21 protein-coding genes are annotated in these 24427 nt (G+C 35.4%); 14 read left to right on the top strand and 7 right to left on the bottom strand.

What is annotated here, in order from left to right; translation table 11 throughout:
- Window positions 1–116: 116 nt before the first annotated feature.
- From F6K15_RS06665 to F6K15_RS06650, 4 genes are all read right to left on the bottom strand, one after another.
- Window positions 117–554, bottom strand: a complete 438-nt coding sequence (locus F6K15_RS06665; RefSeq protein WP_293058661.1) for an ABC transporter substrate-binding protein — start codon at window positions 552–554, stop codon at window positions 117–119.
- 36 nt (window positions 555–590) lie between these two features.
- A complete protein-coding gene (locus F6K15_RS06660; protein WP_293058658.1) occupies window positions 591–3164 on the bottom strand; it encodes an ABC transporter substrate-binding protein in 2574 nt (857 codons plus the stop codon).
- Window positions 3165–3850: 686 nt separating this feature from the next.
- Window positions 3851–4792 carry a DUF1822 family protein gene (locus F6K15_RS06655; protein WP_293058655.1) on the bottom strand — a complete coding sequence of 314 codons (942 nt, stop codon included), beginning with the start codon at window positions 4790–4792 and terminating at the stop codon, window positions 3851–3853.
- Window positions 4789–5463, bottom strand: coding sequence for a hypothetical protein (locus F6K15_RS06650; protein WP_293058653.1), 675 nt, complete (start codon window positions 5461–5463; stop codon window positions 4789–4791). The genes F6K15_RS06655 and F6K15_RS06650 overlap by 4 nt, the downstream gene beginning before the upstream one ends.
- Before the next feature lie 121 nt (window positions 5464–5584).
- Here F6K15_RS06650 and F6K15_RS06645 point away from each other — a divergent pair, with 121 nt between their 5' ends.
- The 13 genes from F6K15_RS06645 to F6K15_RS06590 all read left to right on the top strand — a co-directional run bounded on the left by F6K15_RS06645 (window position 5585) and on the right by F6K15_RS06590 (window position 20004).
- On the top strand, window positions 5585–5734 hold the full coding sequence (locus F6K15_RS06645) for a hypothetical protein (protein ID WP_293058650.1): 150 nt from the start codon (window positions 5585–5587) through the stop codon (window positions 5732–5734).
- 480 nt (window positions 5735–6214) lie between these two features.
- Window positions 6215–6694, top strand: coding sequence for a helix-turn-helix domain-containing protein (locus F6K15_RS06640; RefSeq protein WP_293058647.1), 480 nt, complete (start codon window positions 6215–6217; stop codon window positions 6692–6694).
- Window positions 6695–7103: 409 nt separating this feature from the next.
- Complete coding sequence (locus F6K15_RS06635) at window positions 7104–7991, top strand: alpha/beta fold hydrolase (RefSeq protein WP_293058644.1); 888 nt, start codon at window positions 7104–7106, stop codon at window positions 7989–7991.
- 332 nt (window positions 7992–8323) lie between these two features.
- The gene (locus F6K15_RS06630) at window positions 8324–10231 is read left to right on the top strand and encodes a GTPase family protein (RefSeq protein ID WP_293058641.1); all 1908 of its coding nucleotides are present in this window, start codon (window positions 8324–8326) and stop codon (window positions 10229–10231) included.
- 593 nt (window positions 10232–10824) lie between these two features.
- A complete protein-coding gene (locus F6K15_RS06625; RefSeq protein ID WP_293058639.1) occupies window positions 10825–11358 on the top strand; it encodes a hypothetical protein in 534 nt (177 codons plus the stop codon).
- Window positions 11359–11619: 261 nt separating this feature from the next.
- On the top strand, window positions 11620–11763 hold the full coding sequence (locus tag F6K15_RS06620) for a hypothetical protein (RefSeq protein ID WP_293058637.1): 144 nt from the start codon (window positions 11620–11622) through the stop codon (window positions 11761–11763).
- 1533 nt (window positions 11764–13296) lie between these two features.
- Window positions 13297–13461 (top strand): hypothetical protein, encoded by a 165-nt coding sequence (locus tag F6K15_RS06615; protein WP_293058635.1) that lies wholly within the window; start codon window positions 13297–13299, stop codon window positions 13459–13461.
- A 138-nt stretch (window positions 13462–13599) separates the two neighbouring features.
- The gene (locus tag F6K15_RS06610) at window positions 13600–14718 is read left to right on the top strand and encodes a hypothetical protein (protein WP_293058631.1); all 1119 of its coding nucleotides are present in this window, start codon (window positions 13600–13602) and stop codon (window positions 14716–14718) included.
- Window positions 14660–16036: a vWA domain-containing protein gene (locus tag F6K15_RS06605; protein WP_293058629.1), complete on the top strand. Its 1377-nt coding sequence runs from the start codon at window positions 14660–14662 to the stop codon at window positions 16034–16036. The genes F6K15_RS06610 and F6K15_RS06605 overlap by 59 nt, the downstream gene beginning before the upstream one ends.
- 727 nt (window positions 16037–16763) lie before the next feature.
- Window positions 16764–16895, top strand: a complete 132-nt coding sequence (locus F6K15_RS38170) for a hypothetical protein (protein WP_363267406.1) — start codon at window positions 16764–16766, stop codon at window positions 16893–16895.
- A complete protein-coding gene (locus F6K15_RS06600; RefSeq protein WP_363267490.1) occupies window positions 16896–17393 on the top strand; it encodes a Uma2 family endonuclease in 498 nt (165 codons plus the stop codon).
- Window positions 17394–17798: 405 nt separating this feature from the next.
- Complete coding sequence (locus F6K15_RS06595) at window positions 17799–18431, top strand: hypothetical protein (RefSeq protein ID WP_293058626.1); 633 nt, start codon at window positions 17799–17801, stop codon at window positions 18429–18431.
- A 439-nt stretch (window positions 18432–18870) separates the two neighbouring features.
- Window positions 18871–20004, top strand: a complete 1134-nt coding sequence (locus F6K15_RS06590; protein ID WP_293058623.1) for an agmatine/peptidylarginine deiminase — start codon at window positions 18871–18873, stop codon at window positions 20002–20004.
- Between the two features lie 472 nt (window positions 20005–20476).
- Here the strand turns inward: F6K15_RS06590 and F6K15_RS06585 are convergent, their stop codons facing one another.
- From F6K15_RS06585 to F6K15_RS06575, 3 genes are all read right to left on the bottom strand, one after another.
- Window positions 20477–21847, bottom strand: coding sequence for an AAA-like domain-containing protein (locus F6K15_RS06585; RefSeq protein ID WP_293058620.1), 1371 nt, complete (start codon window positions 21845–21847; stop codon window positions 20477–20479).
- A 608-nt stretch (window positions 21848–22455) separates the two neighbouring features.
- On the bottom strand, window positions 22456–22578 hold the full coding sequence (locus F6K15_RS06580) for a hypothetical protein (protein ID WP_293058617.1): 123 nt from the start codon (window positions 22576–22578) through the stop codon (window positions 22456–22458).
- Window positions 22579–22960: 382 nt separating this feature from the next.
- Window positions 22961–23149 (bottom strand): hypothetical protein, encoded by a 189-nt coding sequence (locus F6K15_RS06575; RefSeq protein WP_293058614.1) that lies wholly within the window; start codon window positions 23147–23149, stop codon window positions 22961–22963.
- 638 nt (window positions 23150–23787) lie between these two features.
- Between F6K15_RS06575 and F6K15_RS06570 the strand changes: the two genes are divergently transcribed.
- A complete protein-coding gene (locus F6K15_RS06570; protein ID WP_293058611.1) occupies window positions 23788–23922 on the top strand; it encodes a hypothetical protein in 135 nt (44 codons plus the stop codon).
- Window positions 23923–24427: the final 505 nt, after the last annotated feature.

Genomic DNA, 24427 nt, shown 5'->3' with positions numbered 1-24427 from the left:
AAAAAAAGAGAATATTCGCCCAGGTCAAGTCTCCTGATTGCATAGGTACTAATAACTGATATGAAATATACAAGATACACTCATTTTATCCTAAGTAAATAGATTACTATTTTAATTCATTGCCCCAGAATTACAAATTCATATTTTCCAGATTTAGCATTAGATTTTACTTGAACTAACAGTGGTTTATCCTTCTCAAGAAACTGCCGATCGCCTGACTCCCTAAATCTAATTTTTCCAGTTACTCCTTCTAGGTAAAAATTGGGATTAGATAAGATTCTTTGTAACTGTTTACGAGAATAATTCCCCATCATTTCATCTACAGCTTTAATAATAGTTTTAGTCGCATCATAAGATTTAGCAGTACGCCAATTAATTTCCGCTTTAGGTATGGAGGGAATAGGGAACAGGGAATAGGAAAAAAGTATTTTTACCGAGAAATTGTGGGTATGTGGCTCCCCTGTTAAGGGGATAAAAAAAAGAGAATATTCGCCCAGGTCAAGTCTCCTGATTGCATAGGTACTAATAACTGATATGAAATATACAAGATACACTCATTTTATCCTAAGTAAATAGATTACTATTTTAATTCATTGCCCCAGAATTACAAATTCATATTTTCCAGATTTAGCATTAGATTTTACTTGAACTAACAGTGGTTTATCCTTCTCAAGAAACTGCCGATCGCCTGACTCCCTAAATCTAATTTTTCCAGTTACTCCTTCTAGGTAAAAATTGGGATTAGATAAGATTCTTTGTAACTGTTTACGAGAATAATTCCCCATCATTTCATCTACAGCTTTAATAATAGTTTTAGTCGCATCATAAGATTTAGCAGTACGCCAATTAATTTCCGCATTCCAAAACTTTTGAGCTGTTTGACTAAATTGGGAGTTAGGGTGACGATGCCAAGGAATAGCAAGGGTTAAATTTCCTCGGTCTGCTTGTTTACCAGCATCTTTTAATACCCTGGGATTATAAACAGAATCTCCACCCAATAATTTCAATCCTTTAGCATTATTAATTATACCTATGACATTACTCAAAGTTCTGTCTGTGGCCGGGACTAAAAACATTATTTCTGCCCCTTGATTTTGTGCTTCTTCTACACAGTCACTGGCACTAAAATTCCCGGACAAAATATTGCACTTATATACGAATTTTTCTGGCAGTAATTTATTAAGTTCTTTAGCTAAAGACTGACTATAACTATTACCAGGTATATAGGCAACTGCTATTTTTTTATCTGCCCAATTTTGTCGCTCTAAATAATTGAATAGAGTTTGAGCTGCTAGACTGTCATTTGGTGCAACTCTCAACACAAATTTACTGAAATTTTTCAAAAGAATAGAAGTGCTGGTAGGAGAAATTACTACTAATTCTGCTTTGTTATAAATCTCTCCTGCTTGTAAAGTCATATCACTAGAATAATGACCAATAACGGCAATAATTTCTGCCTTTGCTACTAAAGCTTGAGCAATTTTTTCTGCAGTTTCTGGCAGATATTCATCATCAGCAATAGTAACTTTTAAAAATTTACCATTGAAACTACCAGGGCAATTTAGTTGATTTTCTGGATTTTTAATCGCCAGAGAAATTTCCGGTAAACCACAGTTAAATTCGCTTTGAGCTTGAGCAATTCCTCGCAAAATTTCCTGGGAAATATCTGACTCCTGACTAATAGGAACACTAACTGCTATTTCTATCTTTTTCCCAATATTTGTAGCAGATTTTTGTTGAGCAATTGCATTATTCAAATAAATTAAAGTTTCCGGGTCATTTTTCTTGACTTGGAGAGACTGGCGAAATTGAGCGATCGCCTGAGCAAAGTTACCATTATAAAATTGTTCAATTCCTTCTTCTTTTGCCGGATTTTTCTCGGAAGAAATTAACAATTTTTCCCCCTGACTAATATTTTGTAAAATTTCTGGTTGTATCCCGGTCGTTTTAGTTTCAGTGAATTTATTTTTAACTAAATTTATCGCCAAAATTATCAATAAAATTCCTGCTGTTAATCCTAAAGATAGCTTAGATTTACTGATAACTTTCTGCCATAAATTGGGATAAATTAACTGCTGCCAACTCAAAGGATGAGACAAAGCTGTTTCTTGAATACAAAGAGTAGGTAACCACATCGCCCCTGGATATTCAGACTCAAAATGTTCTAATCTTCCTCGAGCTATTCTCATAGATTTAAATAGAGATTTATTATTTGCAAATTCTGCAAAAAAGTACTCTAAAAATTTAACTGCCACCAGGTCAGGAACAGGTTCTCGCATGACAATAATTCGTGATAAACCAAGCTTCGCCAACTGATTTGCTAAACCCAAACCATCACAAGAATTAAATATTGCTAACTGCAACCCATTATCTATTGCATATCTCAAAGAATTTTTAAACTCTTTAATACTTAATTTATCCCGCTCGTTCAAATATATCCAACCAATTGAACCATCTTCTTTACTACAACTATGCCCGGCAAAAATCAATATATGATAACCAGGTTCCTCCCGCAAAGTATCAGATAAAATCTCCTGTGTTGGTTGATTTAAAAATCTTACTTCTGCACCCTTTTCTTTTAACTTTTGAATTACTTCTAAATCCAATTGTGTATTAATACCATCACTCTTACCAACTATGACAATAATTCTTACTTTTGAGGATTTACGAGGCCGTCTAAACTTTCCTTTACCTCTAACTCGGATAGCAATTTCTGTTTGCGGAAAACGAGACTGAAATAAATTCCATTCTTGCCAAGGGATGCGACATAAATTAGGATTTTGAATATCCAAAAATAAGCGAATTTCTGAATCATAACTTCCTAGAGAACTTAACACAGAAATTAATTCATCCCGTACAGGTTGCCAACTAATATCGCCACCATCCAACCATTGATTAAGAGTTATTTTTACTTGCTCTTTTTCTTCATAACTAGAATAATTAACTACTGATTGTGGACTAATACGAGTTGCTACTTTTCTCACATCTTCTAACTGAGAATAAGCTGACTGCCATTGATTAAAAGAACTTTCTAATTCAGCAGGTAGACATGGTAAAAAACCATCAATAGGCTCAAAATTAGCACCTATTGAATTTAAAATCACATGAAACCCATTTTCACCACTATCTATAAGTTTAATCTTAATAATTTTAATAGCTTCCATATTTATCTGCGATAATCTTAAATGTAAGCATTCAGCCGTCAGCATTCAGCCATCAGCTATTACTTTTTTTTTAGTTTTATACCAAATTCAAAAAAGGCAGTTACATCTGAAAATTTAAGCATTCAGCCGTCAGCATTCAGCCATCAGCTATTACTTTTTTTTTAGTTTTATACCAAATTCAAAAAAGGCAGTTACATCTGAAAATTTAAGTATTCAGCCGTCAGCTATCAGCCATCAGCTATTACTTTTTTTTTAGTTTTATACCAAATTCAAAAAAGGCAGTTACATCTGAAAATTTAAGTATTCAGCCGTCAGCTATCAGCCATCAGCTATTACTTTTTTTTTAGTTTTATACCAAATTCAAAAAAGGCAGTTACATCTTAATTTGTGATTTATTCCTAAAAGAAAAAAATATAAATTCGATAAATTATAAAATTGCCACCTTTTTTCCTCTTTAATATTTATGTTTTTCTTTCACTGGTCACAGTTCAGGTGTTCCCTGTTCCCTGTGTCCTCACGCTTTGCAATATTTTATGAAATTGGTATTAGATAAAAGCTTTACTAATTGAATCAGAATTAAATTCTACTATCAAAGCTTGCTTTAAAGTCTATATTAATTAAAATCTTATCATAAGAGCTGACAGCTAACAGCTATTTGCGCAGCATGACCCAGGAAATACTTACTCTTAAACTACAAAATTTTCCCTAATTATTTGCTCATTTAAACTCATTTCTACAGTAAATTGTTCTTGAGGTTTACAACCAAATTCTAATTGTATCCAATCATCCGCTTCCCTAGCTTCAGCTTCCATACAAGAATTACCAAATTCATCCAATATTTGTACTCGTAAACCAGCAGGTAAATATGGAATTTTATTCGTAGTAGAAAGTCGCACACAAATATCTATTTCCTCCTCAAAATTATCCGTCAATTTTACCGCTAATTCTGTAGATTTTTCATTTACTCCACTACCCCAATTAATAATTTTCCCACAACTAATACTTAAATCATCCGTTGGAGATTGAGAAATACTATCCCTTGAAACTCTTAAACTTCTTGTAGATGTAGATGTAGACAGTAACTGTAAACTTTGCCATTCTGCCGGAAAAAAACCTTCAAACCACCGACGTAAATTAACCCATTTTTTACACCAATCAATTTCGTCAATTAAGGCATCCAAAGATTCTATTTGTGCGAGGGGAATAGAATCTTGAAACCCATCAATATTTCTCGCAGAAACAAATCCTAATATTTGTACTTGGTTTAAATCTTCCCCAAATTGAACCGCTATATAACCGATGCGGTTATCAATAACTTCTGGAGCCAAAAACAATTCTTTTTCACCAGGAAATACCGGACGACATTCCACCTTGCCAATATTTGGTAAAACTAAATCAGCCACATTAAATATTGCTCTTGAACCAGAATGCCAACAATCACCTTGATGAATCGCGGTCTGAATACCTAAACACTTTAAATAACTTTGAACTGCCACAACAGCAAGAGTATTTAGATAAACTTGTTTTCCTTTTTCAGGAGTTGCTTGTTCTGCTGCAAATTGCTCTGCATAACGATGAGCTTCTGCGGTCACAAAAACTTTTAATGCTTGTGAAACAGTCATATTCATAATTCTTCTCCAAATTGATTAGCGATTTCTCTTAATAATGGAATACATCTGCGCTTCCAGTGGGAATAAACAGTTTGGTTACTAATATTTATTTCTTTGCAAATATCAGATATTTTCTTTGGTGGTTCTGTAAAATTTAACTGAATAGCTAATACTTGACAATTACATTCAGGATGTTTTTTAGGATGAGATGAACTGAGCTTTTCTTCTGGGTCTTTCTCAATATATTGCCTCACATATTCACCTTTTCTTTGACGTTTTGCTTTTTGCAATTCAGCAATTTTCTGTTCTAGTAAACTTAGACTATTAGCTGGTAAAATTTCTCCTAAAGTTGTTAGTTTTTCTCCTTCATCACTAATAGGTTTATCCAAACTTTCATATCTGTTATCTGGGGTATATAAGTCTTGGATACGCCATTTCAGATAACCATTAATCCAGACAACAAAGCTTCTTTCCCAAGAAGGAGGCCGAGATTCAAAATTTTGAATATTTTTGCAGACCCATTCTAATGTCCGATTAAAAGCCTCCAGATAATCCTGGTGGGACGAACTATATAGTCCAGGGAGTTGTTGAATTAATATCAATAGACGATTAATAGCTTTCTGGCGTGCTGGACTCGGATTTTGATATTGCTTTATTTGGGTAATTAGATTTTGTAATTGGTCCTCCACAGCGATCGCTCTCCTATCACAACAGTTGAAGGTTATGAGTTGAGCTTATCAAAGTTCTAACTATTTTGGCTTAGACCTAATCTTTGTCCCCATATATATATCTGCACTAGAAAGGATTTTTATGCAAATTTTTCAAAAATTATTGAAGAAGGAAGAAGGAAGAAGGAATACCGTTTCACAGAAGTCAAAAGTAGGGGCGAATGCCATTCGCCCCTACAAAAGTCATGCATTAAGATTTTATCAGCTCAAAACAACTTTGATGCTACAGTAATTTACGGAAGTTATTTAACATTTAAAGGAGCAAAACTATTTGTGACATATTTAAAATGAATTGGTATAAGAAAGAAGGAAGAAGGGGTTATTTAAATTATCAGTTGTAAATGTTGTAAATTTTGAAAAAAAGGGAAATGTCAAGGGGGTTTCATGTCTGCTATAAAGACGGACTACTAATTTTTGGAAATAAGTTTAGGGGTCTTAAACCCAATATTAAAAATATAGATAAATGTCACTATTAATGTAAGCATTTCCTGCGGAATGCTGCGCAAACAGCCGTCAGCCATCAGCTAGCCTCCTATGGTCGGAACTGCGAACTTCAGCTATTGCTTTTAGTTGACGATAAAAGCTTTATTAATTATCTTACTAAATTTGTCTTCTATTCCCTATTCCCTATTCCCTATTCCCTGTTGCCTGTTGCCTGTTGCCTACTATACGTTATACTAATAAAATAAGTGTTTCGTAATGGTTTTTTCAGATGGTAGTAGGTACAACAGAAGCAGCTTTTCTCCTAAATATCTCAACTGCTAGGGTGCGGGTATTGCTGAAAGAAGGTAGAATTAAGGGAGCTAATAAAAAAGGACGATCTTGGCTAATTCCTCTGAATAGTCAAGGGATACCAGAAATTATTCCAGGTAGGCGTGGTCCTGATGGTACTTGGAATAAAGGACAACGTACAAGCAAAACAGTTATTCAGATATTGCCTACCGTTATCAATGCTAATCATCAAAACGGCACTTGTTTACCAGCAATTAATATTCAGCAGGGCGATCGCCATCATTTATGCCATGAAGCTGATATTCTCGGACCTTGCAAAATTATCTATCAACCCTCTCAACATAATTCTCATCATACTGAGGAAACAAATTTATGGATTGAAATTAACCCAGAAGTACAAATTACTCATAGGGTATTCTCTGAAGTAGATGAAAATTCACAGAAAGGGAGTAGGGAGTAGGGAGTAGGGAGTAGGAAACAAGGGGAAATTTGTTTGCTCAGTATGACAAAGCGGTGCGAGCCCGCGACGACGAGAGTTCGCTTGCGGAACGCGCACCAAGAGACGGAAAAAATATTCCTTCTTTAAGAAAAGAACATTTTTATTATGGCTAATTAATGAGACTTGATATCAGAACTATACTTGCTCCTACCTCTAGTAAAAATTTCGGTCTATGGGTAGAAGCAATTCCTATCAGACATCTCCAAAAATCAAAAATAAATCAATTATTATCCATAAATTATCAATTATTTTTCCCTACTCTGTAGGGACGTTGCATGCAACGTCCCTACTACCCCCTACTCCCTCTTCTCCGGAGATGTCTATTGTATAAATCTCAGTTCCTACTGTTCACCAACCCAAATAAATTTTCATGTTTGAACAATTTACCTACCACAAAATACCCACTTCCAATGCCACCATTAATTTAGCCAAAGGCGGAAAAGGTTATCCACTACTACTATTACATGGCTATCCTCAAACTCACATTATGTGGCACAAAGTCGCTCCCGCTCTTGCCCAACACTTCACCGTCATCTGTACAGACCTACGCGGTTATGGCGATAGTGACAAACCACCCTCCGATCCTCAACATCTCACCTATTCCAAACGAGTTACTGCCCAAGACCAAATAGAAGTCATGGCAGCTCTAGGTTACTCCAAATTCTTGGCAGCAGGTCACGACCGTGGAGGTAGAGTTCTCCATCGCCTTTTACTCGACCACCCTCATTGTGTGGAAAAAGCAGCAGTTCTCGACATCGTACCAACCAGGAAAATTTTTCAAACTGTCAACCAACAACTAGCTACTGCTTACTCTCACTGGTTTTTTCTGCTCGAACCCAACAATATTCCCGAACGCATGATCGGTTCTGACCCGGCATTTTATCTTGTCAACAAACTAAAACAGTGGAGTTATGACCAAGCTGCTTTTACTGAGAATGCTATTGCAGAATACATTCGTTGTTTTAGTGACCCTGCCAGTATTCATGGAACTTGTGAAGACTATCGTGCTGCAGCTACTATTGACTTGGAACATGATGCAGAAGATATTAACAGTAGAATAGAATGTCCGTTACTTGTGTTGTGGGGAGAGCGCGGGGTGATGGAAAAATGTTATGATGTACTGGAAACTTGGCGAGAAAGAGCAATAGATGTGCGAGGTCAAGCTTTCCCCTGTGGTCACTTTTTGCCAGAGGAAGCTCCAGAGGAAACAACTCAGGCGTTGCTTAATTTTTTTCAGGAGTCAGGAGTCAGGAGTTAGGAGTAGGGGCGTTAACGATAGTTATCCGAAGCAAACGGCCGTTCGCCTGTACAGGAGGGAAGAAGAAGGGGGTTGTCATTTCAGTTATCAGTACCTATCGCTGTTTGCGCAGCATTCCTTGGTAGGAATTTCCCCCTAAACTTCCTTCAAAAATTATTTTACTGATAACTGATAACTGATAACTGATAACTGAAATTTGCCCCCCTAGCCCCCCAACTTTGGGGGGGACAAGAGTCAATTTGCTTGCTCTAGTCCCCCAAAATTGGGGGATGCGCGGGGGCTTGAATTTAGCAAAGCAGACTCCCCCACTCTCCTATTAATACATATAGACAATGGTACGATTAAAACTTTGGCAATTAGTAATTTTAGCTCTTCCCCTTGCTAGTGTTGTAGCTTTCCTGATGATATCTGCTGGAATGCAAATCAACCAGTGGGGAATAAACTGGATATGGGGCATATTTATCCTCCTTTTTGTGGGATGGCGTTGGTTGCTAGTCAAATGGACGCGACCAGCAGTTGAACAAATGAAAAAGGTAATAGCAGAAGTTAACAAACAAATCGAATTTACTGATGACACCACAACTCTACCCACAAAAAGTGATGCAACTCTCCAGGTAGAAACCGCTCTGCAAGAAATTCTGAAATTATCCCGCAACGACCTTCCTTTGTGGGAAGACTGGCAAACATTTTGGCAACGTTGTCAAGCAGTAATAGTTGCTGTTGCTAATACTTACCATCCGGAGGGCAAATATCCTCTGCTCAATATCTACATTCCCCAAGCTTACGGTCTAATTCGAGGTACCGTTGATGATATGGACCGATGGATGCAAAAATTATCTCCAACTTTGAATCAAATAACTGTCGGTCAAGCGTATCAGGGATATGAAATATATCGTAAATTAGAACCCTCTGCACGGAAACTTTTCCGAGTTTGGGGTTGGGCACAATGGTTTCTTAACCCAGTAACAGCAGCAGCTAAACTAGCAAGTCGGCGTTACAGTGACCAGGCAAACCAACAGTTATTGATGAATTTCAGTCAGATATTACGGGAAGTGGCATTGCGAAATCTATGTCAGCAAGCGATCGCTCTCTACGGGGGCAACAACTTAGAATTTTCTGAGTCTGTTATTCCTGCTCCTACTCTCCCAAAAGCAGAAACTCAAACCCTCGAACAAATTCTTGAACAAGCTCAACCTGCTGAAACTGTAGAGCAAAAACCTGTGAATATTTTGTTGGTGGGGCGCACGGGAGCGGGAAAGAGTAGTTTGATTAATACTCTGTTTCAAGCTGACCGTGCCGAAGTGGATGTATTACCTAGTACGGATAAAATTCAAAATTATCAATGGCAGCAAACTGGAGAGACTCTCAATTTGTGGGATACACCAGGTTACGAACAAGCAAACCGCCCAGACTTGCGGGAACTTGTACTCGACTATGCTGAAACTGCCGATCTATTGTTGCTGGTTACTCCTGCTCTCGACCCTGCACTACAAATGGATGTAGACTTTCTCCAAGAATTGAAACAGGAAATTGCAGATTTGCCAGCTATTGTTATTGTTACCCAAGTTGACCGTTTGCGACCTATCCGAGAATGGCAACCTCCTTATGATTTTGTTTGGGGTAAAGGCGCAAAGGAAAAGTCTATTCGGGAGGCGACTCAATATCGTGCGGAAATATTTGGGGATTTTTGTAATCAAGTTTTGCCTGTGGTTACGGGGGATATTAAAAGTGATAGAGGTGCTTGGAATGTTGATGCTATTTCTATGTCTTTGCTAGAAGCTATTGCTCCTGCTAAACAACTACGTCTGGCTCGGTTTTTGCGCGATCGCGAAGTTCGTACTGTTGCAGCAGCTAAAATTATAGATCGTTACACTTTCCAAATGGCGACTACTCAGGGGTTAACTGCTTTGTTAAAAAGTCCAGTGTTACAGTTCGTTTCTACTTTGACAACTGGTTCGCCAACTTTAGCTTATTTGCTGGCGGAAAAAATTCCGGTTGAAGAGTTGCCTGTGGTTATTGGTAAGTTACAAATGGCTTACGACTTATTTTCCCTCTTAAGTGGGGATGCAAATTTAGGTAGTTTTGACTTACTGGCACTTTGGCCTTTGTTATTAGAAAATCCTTCTTCACCAGACCGGAATGCTTGGGCTTTTGGTCATGCTTTGGTAGAGTATTGGATGCAGAATTTGACGGTTGAACAATTACGGGAAAGGTTTGATAATTATCTTCAGCAAGGGTAATAATTAGGGTTTGCTGATTAAATATCAAAGCATTTACAGATAAAGGTTTTAGCCTTTTTATGGTCGAATTGCAGTGCGCCTGTTTAAGTCTAAAAACTCAAAAAGGAGCGTATTTTAGGTGCATAGTTGGGCAGAAAAATCATTCTTACAATTCTTACTTCTACCTCCTCGCTCCCGAGCCATTTCTCCTGTCTCCCCCTCCCCTCCTGGGAGGGGCTAGGGGTGGGTTGGGAGGGGCTAGGGGTGGGTTGTCTCCTGTCTCCTACCCCCCCCAGCAAAAAGACTTTTTCAGCAAACCCTAATTATAGTGATAATTAATTCAATTGTTGTAAAAATTTTAGCGAATCAAATTAATTACTTGATTTTGCTTAGGTCTTTATAACAGCTCTATAATTACAGCGATCGCCTTTATTAGCCACAGAATTATGAAATTTGTATATAGAAAATTTAGTAAAAATAAGTCTCTATTTATGAAGATTTAATGAAGTTGGCCTAAAACACTTGCAACTGAAATTTTACTGATGTAAAGTTGAAACACTAAGATATCTGAATAAACAACAGACTCAATCTGCATCTATCATCAAATAGTGTAAATGAAAAACTTCAACTTATCTTTTCAGGGTCTCCTAGTTGCTACAGTTACAAGTGCTGTTTCTTTGTTCGCTTTAACTAACTCTGCTATGGCTTTCTTACCCTTAGTTGATACTGAAGATACTCTTCATGTCAGGGGCATTATCGACCAGAATTTTAATGGTGTATTGTATAATTTATCTGTAGATCCTAATTCTTTCAATGATGTGTTTGGTAATTCTGGAGGCTTAACTATTACAGAGGAAAAAACACCTACACTTTCGGAATATTCTACTGTGTATGCCGATACTACAGTCTCCAAATTAATGACTTTTAAGGACAAAACTTCTACAGAGACTAATTTACTTATCACAAACTTGACTGTGCCTTTCGATCCATTAAGACCATTTAATGAGGGGTTGGGTGATTTTGAGGCTAAATTGAATCCATTGACACTAGGACCTCTGCTGTGGTGGTGGTTTGCTTCTAGTCTTGTACTAGGTTGCATCACACTAGGGGGTTTAATTATAGAAGACACGGGAAAAACGAAAGGCTAAAAGGCAAACTGATGAGAGGAGAAAAATGGATTTTTCTCGATCTAGATATTTTCTGATGAGATAATAATTTCTCTTAATTACTCCTAATAATATTTTCGGTGTTGCTGAGGGTCAAACCTATTTTTCTGGGTTTTTCGCTCTTCTCTTATTACTATATATGAGCACACCTTTTCCATTATATTTATAATATCTTGTCAAGTATTCTATGTCAAGGTAGAGCTTCCATTTTTTGAGATTTTTCACTCAGAGACAGAGTAAATTTTGACTTGTTTTTCCCGTCTATTCAATCTAATTTATCCATTGATTATTTTTGAGGCGATCGCGCGCCAGAGCATCTACAACTTCTCTATTACTTATCATCTGGAAAGTTGTGGTAAAAATTGTCGATGTACCAGGAGATTATAAATCAGTATTCTTTGTGGGATATTCCTGGATTTAAGAATTTTTCGTACAGATATTTAATTACATATTTTGGCTTTGATAGTCAATTTATATGTCTGACCTAAATCTCCTGAATCTTTACGATTTGATGATCCAATACTTATTCCGGAAATTTATTAGTGGTTAAATTTTCGTAGGCTGAGGGTAAAGCTGATTTTTCGGGGTTTATTGCCCTTTGATTCTTACTATATATGAGCGCACCTTTTCCATTATATTTATAATATCTTGTCAAGTATTCTATGTCAAGTTATATCTTCCATTTTTTGAGATTTTTTTGATGAAATTTTTCAATCAGAGACAGAATAAATTTTGAGTTGTTTTCTCGTCTATTCAATCTATTTATCCATTGATTATTTTTGAGCTGATCGCCACCAGAGCATCTACAACTTCTCTATTAATTCTACTGTGAAAAGTCTGGCTCAAAATTGTCGATGTACCAGGAGATTATAAATCAGTATTCTTTGTGGAATATTCCTGGATTTAAGAATTTTTCGTACAGATGTTTGACTAGATATTTTGGCTTTGATAGTCAATTTATATATCTCACTACCATCTCCTTTTTCTTGAGATTTGATAATGCAATACTTATTCTGGGAATTTCTTAGTGGTTAAATTTTCGTAGGCTGAGGGTAAAGCTGATTTTTCGGGTTTTTTACCCTTTAATTATTACTATATATGAGCACACCTTTTCCATTGTACTTATAATATCTTGTCAAGTATTCTATGTCAAGGTAGAGCTTCCATTTTTTGAGATTTTTCACTCAGAGACAGAGTAAATTTTGACTTGTTTTTCCCTTCTATTTAATCTAATTTATCCATTGATGATTTGTGAGGCGATCGCGCGCCAGAGCATCTACAAATTCTCTATTACTTCTACTGTGAAAAGTCTGGCTCAAAATTGTCGATGTACCTGGAGATTATAAATCAGTATTCTTTGTGGGATATTTCTTGATTTAAGAATTTTTCGTACAGATATTTAATTACATATTTTGGCTTTGATAGTCAATTTATATGTCTGACCTAAATCTCCTGAATCTTTACTATTTGATCATGCAATACTTATTCCGGAAATTTATTAGTGGTTAAATTTTCGTAGGCTGAGGGTAAAGCTGATTTTTCGGGGTTTTTCGCTCTTCTCTTATTACTATATATGAGCGCACCTTTTCCATTATATTTATAATATCTTGTCAAGTATTCTATGTCAAGTTATATCTTCCATTTTTTGAGATTTTTTTGATGAGATTTTGGAGCAACGTGCCCATAATAAAAATCAAAAGTCGAAAGTAATTGCTACTAGCTCATATAGTCCCAGAAAATCGGTTAAGCTCCTAATATTTATTAGTTAAAACTAGGACAAAAAGATTCAATATAACAAGAAGATAAAAAACAGTATTATTATTATTTTCTTCATTCCGTCTAATATGTATTAAAAATCCCTGCCGTTGGTTCTTTCTTTCTGCCAACATACTATTGACATTCTGGAAGATAATATTTAAAATGCAAAAGATTCAAAACTTGTATATTTGTAAGCATTCAGCAGTCAGCTATCAGCAGTCAGCTATCAGTTATCAACTTATTATCTTAGAAGGAGAATTCAAAATTATGTTTGGGGAGCATTCCGCAGAAAAAAAAGGTAACAAGCTAACCTTAGTCAGTTATTAACGTTCAAAAGCTATTTGCGTAACATGACCTAGGAAATGCTAATAGCTGTTTGCGCAACATTCCGCAGGAAATGCTGACATATATTTACTAATTATCTGCTAATTCTGACTCTATCTAAATTAAAATTAATTATAAATTATGAGAATATATCTATATATTCTATCAGGAATTACATCAGCATTAATCGGCTGGAGTATAGGGCAATTTATCCTCAGTGATTTAGGCTGGTTACAAAAATTTCCTGAATTAGTATTATTTCCTTGTGCAGCAATTTCTCTAGCAGTTGGTATAGTTGCCACAGATATATTTTTAAGTAATCCCACTCGATTTAAACGCAACTTCAACAGAGGTATAATACCCCTAAGTATTGCTGCGGGATTAGGATTATTAATCGGTATTGCCTCTGGAGGATTAGTACAAATATTACTCAATCCACAATTAAGAGATAAAGTTATAACTGTACCTGATGAATTTGTGAGAATAGTAGGGTGGATTTTAATTGGTGGAGCAGTGGGTTTAGCTGAAGGTTTTACTTGGCGCTGGCGTAGTATAGAAGCAGGAGATAAACGGCGTTTTTTGCAGCGACTTACCATTAGTTTGACTACCAGTATTTTGACTGCTTTAATTGCAGCAATTATCTTTGAATGGATACGACAACAAATGGATGGAATTCCCACAGCTTTACAAGTTTGGGAAGACACAATAGGTTTTTCTTTATTAGGCGGTTTATTGGGTTTAGTCTTGAGTTTTTCTACCTCTCCTAGTCATCTAGTTGCCCTCAGAGCTGGAGCTGGTTTTGAATATACGGAAAATGTAAATTTTAATCAGTCTGAAACATCTAGTAATTATCCTCATATTCAGAAAGAATTATCACCCAGAATTAAATTTGTTAGTAATGATTTAGCGGATAAAATTGAGGAAGGATTATCAATTCAATTACCTGCAAGAGGTAAAGTTAAAATAGGTTCAGCTCAGTTAAAAATTATGGGCAGTCAACAATTTGGTGTGGATATTTGTATCCCTGGTTTGCCACTGCATATTGCTGACTTAGACTTAGCATCTAGCCAAACAATTTTAGTACCTAATCTCAAGTTTTTTAATAAAATAGAATATCAAGGCGATCGCTTGAAGGAAAGTACGCCAATCAAACTAAAACATAACGATTTAATTGCATTTTATGCCGAAAATGAGGGCTATAATGGTAAAAAATTATTCAGATTTGTCTACTATAATCGCTTCTTGGACCCACAAGGTTAGTTTTTCTTTGTTAATAGTAATTTCCTGCATTAATCCTAGCTTTGCTCAAGTGAAAAATGTGGAAATTATTGAAGCTATTCCTGAACGTAATGAAGGTAAAGTTACCCTACGAATCAAAGTTTATGACCAAAAAAATAAACCAGTAAGAGAACTGGAAAAAGAGAACTTTAATTTAACAGTTTGTCCGCCCAAAACAGAGCCTAAAACTGGAAAATGTAAAACTTTAAATCCCATTGATATTAATTGGAAAATTCCCCTGCCCGCAGAATTACCCCCTGCTTGGGTAATTGTTTTATTAGATTTTAGTGGCAGTATGAAACAATTAGATAGTAGTGGGGAAAAAACCAAATTAGAAGGAGCGATCGCTGCAATGAGAAAATTCAATCAAGATTTAGCTGAAAAGGGAGAAAATACCAAAATTTCTATTGTACCTTTTGGCAAAGGAGGTAAAAATTGTCCGGGAAATAAAGTGACTAAAAAAGAACTAGATAATTTTGTTTTAGCAGGTAATAGAAAGGTTGAACAATCTCTCAAAAAACTAGAAAGTCAACTGGATAATCTTTGTGCAGCTACAGATATTTATGAACCTTTGCGTCAGGCAGTACAATTTTTTGGTAATTCCGAAGATACTCGTTTTAACCCACGCCCAAATTCTAATTTATCTCAACCAAGACGTTCGATAATTTTACTTTCTGATGGCTATCATAGTATTTATGGAAATAGAGAAAATGAACCAGAATTAGAAGCACAAGACTTTGAAAAACTTGTGTTTATGTTGAAGAGTTATCCTAATATTACTGTGCATACTTTGGGTTATGGTTTGACTCCCCAACAGTTGCAGCAAAAATATGATTTAGAGGAACTTCCTACTATTAGAGATATTAGTGTGAGAGGAGGAAAAAAAAGTAATAATTCTGAAGAATTAACCGAACTTGCTGCTGAAGAATTTGTCGATCAACAACGACTACAACAAATTGCGGGTGTAACTAATGGTATTGCTGAATTTTCTGGTAATGCTGAGGATATTTCTGCAAGTTTGACCGAATTTTTAGAGGCTTTATTTGATGAGTATCAAATTAACTATATTCAGCCAATAAATGCCGACCGTGGTTCGTTACATAATGTGCAAGTTAGTCTCAATTTACCCGATAATTCAGTAGATTCAGAACAACAACCTTATGTATTTCCTTGGGTGTCGCGCTCCCTACCTTTTTTGACTAGACTCATCATTTTCTTATTTACTTTAGCAGTATTATTAGGAGGTGGTGTAATACCATTTTTATTGTGGGCAAAATCAATTAAGCGAGAGTATCAGTAAGCAAGGAAGAAGGAAGAAGGAAGAAGGAAGAAGGAAGAGAAGTTATAAGTCAAAAGTCAAAAGTTAAAAGTTAAAAGTTAAAAGTTAAAAGTTAGATTGTATCAGCTCAAAACTTTGATGCTACACTAATTTACCGAAATTATTTAACATTTAAAGTTTGAAAGTATTTGTGACATTTTTCAAGTGAATTGGTATGAGAAGGAAGAAGGAAGAAAAGAGTTGCAATATAACAGGAAATTAATCATATAGCTAAAAAATAATTGCTTAGGACTTATGCGGATGATGAATCTTAGACTAGGAAATGTTTTTCCAACTATTCCCTATTACCTATTCCCTATCAATAACAAAGATAGACCTCTGGCAAAAGTGTTAATTAGGGTTTGTTGAATAAAGTCTTTTTGCTCTTTGTAGGAGACAGGAGACAACCCACCCCTCGCCCCTCCCCCTCCCAGGAGAGGAGAAATGGCTCGGGAGCGAGGAGGTAGGAGTTAAGAATTGTCTCTCAATTTTTCTGCCATAATCATCCCAAAATACTAGCTTTATGCAGCTATTGCCACCGAAAAACTGGTACTTTTTTCAACTCTAAAACGCTAAAAATTTTATCTGTCAATACTTTTATAATTAATCAGCAAGCCCTAATTAAATCAATTCAAGATATGAAATAAAAAATTTTATCTTCCTATTCCCTATTCCCTATTCTCTATCAATAATTTGAGGCTAATTTAAGATGATACAAAATCAAGCTTTACCTAAATTAATGACCTTTAATGAATTTCTTGACTGTAAAGCAGAAAATGGGCATTATGAATTATATAAGGGAATGATTGTAGAAATGCAGCCAAAAGGAAAATATGAATAAATTTCAGGATTTTTAGCAGTTGAATTGGCTGTTTTTTTTAGACAGAGTAAACTATCATATTTTTTACCCAAACAAGCATTAGTAAAAGTACCCAATGAAAATAGTGGTTATTTACCTGATGCATTAGTTGTAGATAGAAATGCTCTTAAAGACGAACCTTTGTGGGAAAAATATTCAACCCTAACAAAAGGAGAATCAATTCCCTTAGTAATAGAAATTGTGAGTAGTAATTGGCGAGATGATTATTTAACTAAATTAAGGGATTACTTTCGCGTAGCGTCTCGAAGAGAGGAAATTGGCATTAATGAATATTGGATTGTCGATTATCTAGGAATAGGTGGTTATCGTTATCTTGGTAATCCAAAACAACCAACTATTTCTATTTATCAGCTTATTGATGATGAATATCAAGTCCAATGTTTTAGAGGTAATGAATTAATTAAACCCACTACTTTTCCTGGATTAGATTTAACCGCTAACCAAATATTTCAAGGTTGAAGAAGGAAGAAGTAAGGTAGATGGCGGGGTATTAGAGGATATCTGAAAAGTTTTTTAATACTGAATTTTGCCCCCTAGCCCCCCCAACTTTGGGGGGAATAAGAGTCAATTTGCTTGCTCTAGTCTCCCAAAATTTGGGGATGCGCGGGGTCACTGAATTTTGCCCCCCCAGCCCCCCAACTTTGGGGGGAACAAGAGTCAATTTGCTTGCTCTAGTCTCCCAAAATTTGGGGATGCGCGGGGTCACTGAATTTTGCCCCCCTAGCCCCCCCCAACTTTGGGGGGAACAAGAGTCAATTTGCTTGCTCTAGTCCCCCCAAATTGGGGGAATGTAGGGGGCTTGGATGTAGCAAATGGGGCTTCTCAGACAACCTCTTAAACCATCAGAATATTCTGGCAAAACTTATGAAAAATATATCAATTACATTACCCGATAGTTGCAATTTTTCAGATTATTTCAAGTTGAATTATTACCCGGAAGATATATTAAATTATTTTGGTTATCAATTAATAACAGAAGAATTGGTTTTGCCAAAGTCTCAACAGCAAGTTGATGGGGTAGAAAATCTCAAGCAAAGATTTAGGAAAAGTCTTCCCTATATTACTTTAGATAGTGAGATGGCAAGGCGAGAATTTTTAATTGCTCCAGTTTTAATAGAATTAGTCGATTATTGTCAGGCAAAACTAAAAGTTTCCTATCCTTTGGAAATTTCATCTCAACTCAAAGGTTCTCTAGATTATTTTTTACAAGCAGGAAATAATTTATTAGTTATTGAGGCAAAGGATGAAAACTTAGAAAGAGGTTTTAAGCAATTTGTGACTGAGCTAATTGCTCTCGATAAAGGAATCGAAGCAGAACAAAATTTATTATATGGAGCTGTTTCTATCGGAAATATTTGGCAAATTTCTCTGTTGAAACGACAAGAAAAACAAGTTAAACAAGACCTAAATTTAGATCGAGCACCTAATGATTTAGAAGAATTAATGGCAATTTTAGTAGCAATTATCACTGGATTTGAAGAAGAGAATAAGGAATAGAAAAATGAAACAACAACCACATCACTCTTAATAAATAGTGCCACGCTTCATCCTCCTCTGGCAGTAACCAATCTTCAACAATTAATAATTAACAATTACCACTCTTGAAAACTGATAAGATTTATATCATGTCCGGATAATTAGTAGACATCTCCAGAAAATAGGGAATAGGCAATGGGCAATAGGGAGAAGTAATTGATAATCTATGGATAAGAATTGATTTTACTTTTGATTTTTGGAGAGGTCTAGCGATCAAAAACTTTCTTATCTTCTTCTTCCCTCCTGATACCATTTCTCCATGAAGTTGCACTTAATATAAAGATGAGAATAGTCAGTTTAATGAGGTTTGAGCAATAATGATTAAGCGCATTTTTACAGAGAAATGGTATGACTCCTCGCTAAGTTATTTATAAGTATTCAACCGGCCATGATAAAATTTATGAATAGACGATTTTTTCTCCAGTTAATATCGACCACATCAAGCTATATTTTTCTCAAGAGTTTAGTCAGCTCTGCCACAACTAATCCTCAATTATTAAATCAAACATCAATTTCTATGTCATCAAATACCTCGTTTTATATGCCAGATGAAGGCGAACCTCATTTGTGTACTTGGATGGCATTTAGTGCAAGTAAAGATATTTGGGGACGTAAATACTATTCTGGAGTACAAGATAATCTAGCAAACATTGCCAGAGCGATCGCTGAATATGAACCTGTAAAAATGTTAGTTCGTGAGGCAGACTATGATGTAGCCGCAGCCAAATGTGGCTCTAGTGTGGAGTTGATTATTTGTCCTATAGATGACCTTTGGATGAGGGATACAGGGCCAGTTTTTGTTGTGAATGAGAAAGGTCAAAAAGCGGCCATTGATTTTAATTTTAATGGTTGGGGAAATAAGCAATATCACGACCGCGATGCTGAAGTAGCTAAGTTTGTAGCAAAAAAATCAGGAGTACCGCTAATCAATACAGAACTTGTATTTGAAGGAGGTGGTATTGAAGTTGATGGTAATGGTACAGCGATCGTAACTGAAAGTTGTATTATCAATAATAATCGCAATCCTGGTTGGAGCAAAATTGATTGCGAAACAGAATTAAAGTCTTTATTGGGGTTGCGTAAAATTATCTGGTTGCCGGGTATCAGAGGTTACGATATTACCGATGGACATACAGATTTTTATGCCCGTTTTGTTCGTCCCGGTGTTGTTGTTGCTGGATACGATCCAGACCCTGAATCTTTTGACCATGCTGTTACCAAAAAACATTTAGAAATTTTGCGGTCGTCAACAGATGCGGATGGGAAAAAATTAGAAGTTGTTGTGCTTCCAGCACCGAAAAGAATACGACCGGGATACGAAAGCGATGACTTTGCCGCCGGATATATTAATTTTTATGTGATTAACGGTGCTCTTATTGCACCAAAATTTGGCGATCGCCAGTCGGACAGACGCGCCAAAGAAACTCTAGCAGAACTTTTCCCCAGTCGAGATATTGTGCAAATTAATATTGATGAAATTGCTTCCGGAGGCGGAGGAATACATTGCACGACTCAGCAAGAACCATTAGTTTAGTTAGGGGGTGGAAGGAATAAAGAGGAGAAATTTCACTCTTGTGTTACATCATGTCCGAATAATTAGTGATGAAAAAACTTTCTCCTGTTCTTCCCTCTTTTTCCCTCCTGACTCCTGACTCCTGACTCCTGAGGACTCCGTCATTTATTTATAAGTAGGGCTTGCTGATTAAATCTAAAAGTATTTACAGATAAAGGTTTTAGCCTTTTTGGTATCGAAAAAAGTGCCTGGTTTTCAGCTCTTCATGCTCAAAAAGTTATTATTTTAGGCTCATAGTTGGGCAGAAAAATCAAAGGACAAAACGCCCGCTCCTACCTCCTCGCTCATTCCCTTTTCTCCTGTCTCCTGTCTTCCCCTCCACCGGAGGGGTTAGGGGTGGGTTGTCTCCTGTCTCCTACCCTAACCCATAAGACTTTTGAGCGCAAACCCTAAGTATTCAACTGGAGATAATATTAGCCCCTAAACTTCCCAACTATAAACTAACAAATACATTATAAAAGTATCGCCTGTATAAGTCACAACTAGGCATAACTAAATTACCTTCTAATTGTACAACCAAACCCATACTTTTTAACTTAAATGCCAATACCTGCTCTAACTCTACAGGAGTTATAGCTCGCAATACTTGTTCAAAAGCTGTTTTAAGTTCTGGATATTGTTGCAGATTTTGTAAATGTTGATGTAAATGGTTACTATAAATACCTGTGTCTGTAGCTGATGTTTTGATTAAGCTTTCTAAACTGGCATTATGACATTTAATATAATAAAAAGTAGTATTAACTAGATAGGGATGACCACCCAGTAATCGCATTAATTGATTTTTTTCTTGTGGTAATAGCTCTATTTGATAACGTTGTGCTAATTCCTGGGTTTGTTCGAGATTAAATGGGGATAAATCTATAGCTATCCCCATATTAAAAGGTGATTTATTAATATTCATTGCCATATAAACTTCTGTAGATTTTACTAATACTATCCGCAGTTTTTGCCAGAGCTTAACTTCTTTTGCTTCCCCATACCAAGAATGCAACATTGACAGAAAATCATTAGCTATTTCTGGAGATTGAAAAATATAATCTACTTCATCTATTGCTAAAACAATGGGATTATCTGTGATAGAAAGCAAATAGTCTTGAAAATATACAGTGCAGCTTTCTATACTACCAATATCTTCGTCCCAATATTCATTCAACTTTGATTCTAGCTGTAATTTTCTGGTTACGCTAGCACAAAACCATCTTAAAAATTTATTGATATCTTTGATAACTGTACTATCAACCCTTCGTAAACTTAATCGTACTGTCTGATATTGTTGTTTAATAGCATAATTAATAACTCTCATTAATAGAGAAGTTTTTCCCATTTGTCTGGGTGCTTTAATACGCAGAAACGATCCTGGTTTATTAATTTCTGAATAACAGATTAATTGTTCCGCACGTTCTATATAATATGGAGAACCCATAGGAATTCTACCATCTAGTAATTTACAATCATTAATTTCGGAAATTTCTGAAGATTGGATTGTATTTGTATTAATTAAGCTGGTCTGTATAGGTTGTTTTTTACTTGCTTGATCGATCAATAGTTGTCTTTCTAATACAGAAAGGCAGTTAGTTTTACTAATTTTTTCTTTGAGAATATTACTGAGCAACTTCCATAATTTAGGAGCCACATTTTGGCTAATATAATCTCTAGAATAGTCTGATTTAGAGGCTATTTGACTATAGGTTTTTCCAGACAAGGATAGTCGTAGAACTTCTCTTTCAATGTCTGACAGAGATTTACCTGTTTTAGCTCTTACTAACTGTTCAGTAAATAATGATATTGATTCGATGGCTGTCATGCTAACTCTGACCCCCTACTTGACGAGGGTATAGAGTGATTTTCCTAAAAATCATTAGAATTCATTTATGATGAGTATTATAACATACTATTTTTTTTCTCACACTTTTTAATTTATACTTTTGTAGGTATGTAAAAGTATAATTAGGGCTTGCTGATTAACTATCAAAGTATTGACATATAAAGGTTTCAGTCTTATCATATTAGGTTGAAAAAAAGTGCCAGCTTTTTGGTCTAGAAAGCTTATGGATGTTAGCATTTTGTGCAGACAAGGACAGAAAAATTAAGGGACAATTCTTCCAACTACATCCTCTGTAATTCCCATTTCTCCTGACTCGCTCCTTCCCCTCCTGGGAGGGGTTATATCATGTCCGGTTGAATACTTATTATTAAGATAGTAGGGGAGCGGGGGAGTAGGGGAGTAGGGGAGTAGAGAACCCACCCCTAACCCCTCCGGTGGAGGGGAAAATAGAAAGATTTATTGTTTAAGCACTCATGATAAATTTTTTCATCACTAATTATCCGGACATGATATTAGGGGTAGTTTAACTCCTACCCTTAACCATAATACTTTTTCAGCAAACCCTAATTATAGCAGTCAAAAATAAGTTATGAGATAGGTATTGTCTCTCCTACTCGGTTATCATCCTCATCGGTGTCATCAATTATTCGGCGATCGCTATAGATATTTTGAAAATAGTTTTGATATTTTGTATATACAGCAACTGCCATTACTACTTTTGACTTTATAGAAGATCTAAAACAACGGAATATCAATAATTAACTTTCCTGCTTCTTCTTTCTTCCTTCTTCCTTCTGCTATATCAACATTCTGACTGGGCAAAATAAGATTTTTATATAATGATTAATCTATTGAAAAATAAAATTATACAAATATTTGTCTTTACATAATTAATTTATTGGTAAGTGTTTGATTTTTTTAAGCTGCTTAATTTGATGATATTTTGTTAATGGCAATCAATATTTAGTTCCTGAAAAACAAATTTAATAAAAAAAATTTCCAAAATTTTTATTTTTGGAAACCCTTATACTGATTAATATTTGTACGATCGCCATTTTTTTTCAAGCAAGCGGATCGATATAGATATTATCTTTACAGAGCGCTAGAAACTACCCAAACTTTTGAAGCAAAAGATTTTGATGTCGATGGTTCTTTCACCATATTTGCTACTGTAGCTACAACTTTTACTTCCTGTATATTCCGGAAATATCCTTTTCTTTTAGTTTTAACTATCTGCTTTTTCCAAATACCTTCTTGATTATTTTTAGATAAGTTATTCATATTTTTTATTGAATATAGAGTGTCTTTTATTTCCAGAGAAAACATTGATGCTTTTCTTATTCAATTATGCCAATTACTGCTCAGGATGAAAATATATAAAAGTTGATATCTTCGATTTTTGAAGACACTCTATACCTTCATTAAATCTTTAAAAACAATCTCTATAATTTTACGGACCCTTTAAATAGCATGGTTGTTTTGATTCGTAAAATTACTGAACTTTTTTTAAATTCACAAAAATGTTGATTTGTCAATACATAAAAATTGACAATATTTAATACTTTGATCTCTATTATATCTGGATTAAAGCCTTAGTACATAAAATTGTTAATTTGTCAATATATAAAAGTTTATTTATATTGATACTTGTCACTAATCCGATAGTATTCTTCTGGTATAACAAAGAAAGAGTTGGTCAGGAAATAGACTGTAATGAAATTTAAAAAGGGAGATTTTTCCCACTGTTGCCTTCTGGAGATGTTTTCTGCGATGGAAGATATTTTGACGATCGCGTAGAACACTGATAGTGGTATCTCAGTTCTACCTATCAATTAAGGGTTATAGTAGTTTTTACTTAAGTAGACTCTGGTAGGAAGGTTTCATAGAAGGTCTATACAAGGGTTTTTATTTTTAGGAGTGTGTTCTATCTTTCTGAAAATAGCTACATAGAAGAAGAAGGAAGGAAGAAGGAAAAATATTGCAGAGAGTGTGGGGAGATGAGGAGATGGGGACTGTGGAAAAAAATTAAAAAATATGGTAATAGTGCATTGTAATGGTATAACCAGTGGGAGTATCTTGCTCCCGTTCTAATTATTTTTGTAATGGTATAGACAATGGGAGCATCTTGTTCCCTTTCTAATACCAAATTCAAAAAAGGTCGTTACAGTATTAATCTCTAAATTCCGACCAGCACAGAAAACCACTGTAGCAATATTTTATGAAATTGGTATAAGTTTTCCCTATCTCCACTTACCATTACGCGAGCAGGACTAGCAAAAATATATATCTTCACCATTACGCGAGCAGGACTACTGGGAAAAGAATTGATAATTTATGTGCGATAATTGATTTGATTTTTTATTATTGGAGATGTCTAAAGCAAAAAAACTCCAACATTTATATTTAAACTATAAACATACTTTTAAGGTAAAAGAAATAATTAATCTGGCAATATTGGTAATAGTTCCAGGTTTTTGATCTATAGAGATTTTTTGTACTCGAAAATACTAATTGTTAGAGAAACGCTATATATTTAAGAGACTGTTTGTCAAATAAATA

It is taken from the genome of Okeania sp. SIO2B3, from assembly GCF_010672525.1.
GTDB lineage: Bacteria > Cyanobacteriota > Cyanobacteriia > Cyanobacteriales > Microcoleaceae > Okeania.
Note: the sequence above shows the minus strand (reverse complement) of the source record. Positions and strands in the feature narration are given on the sequence as shown.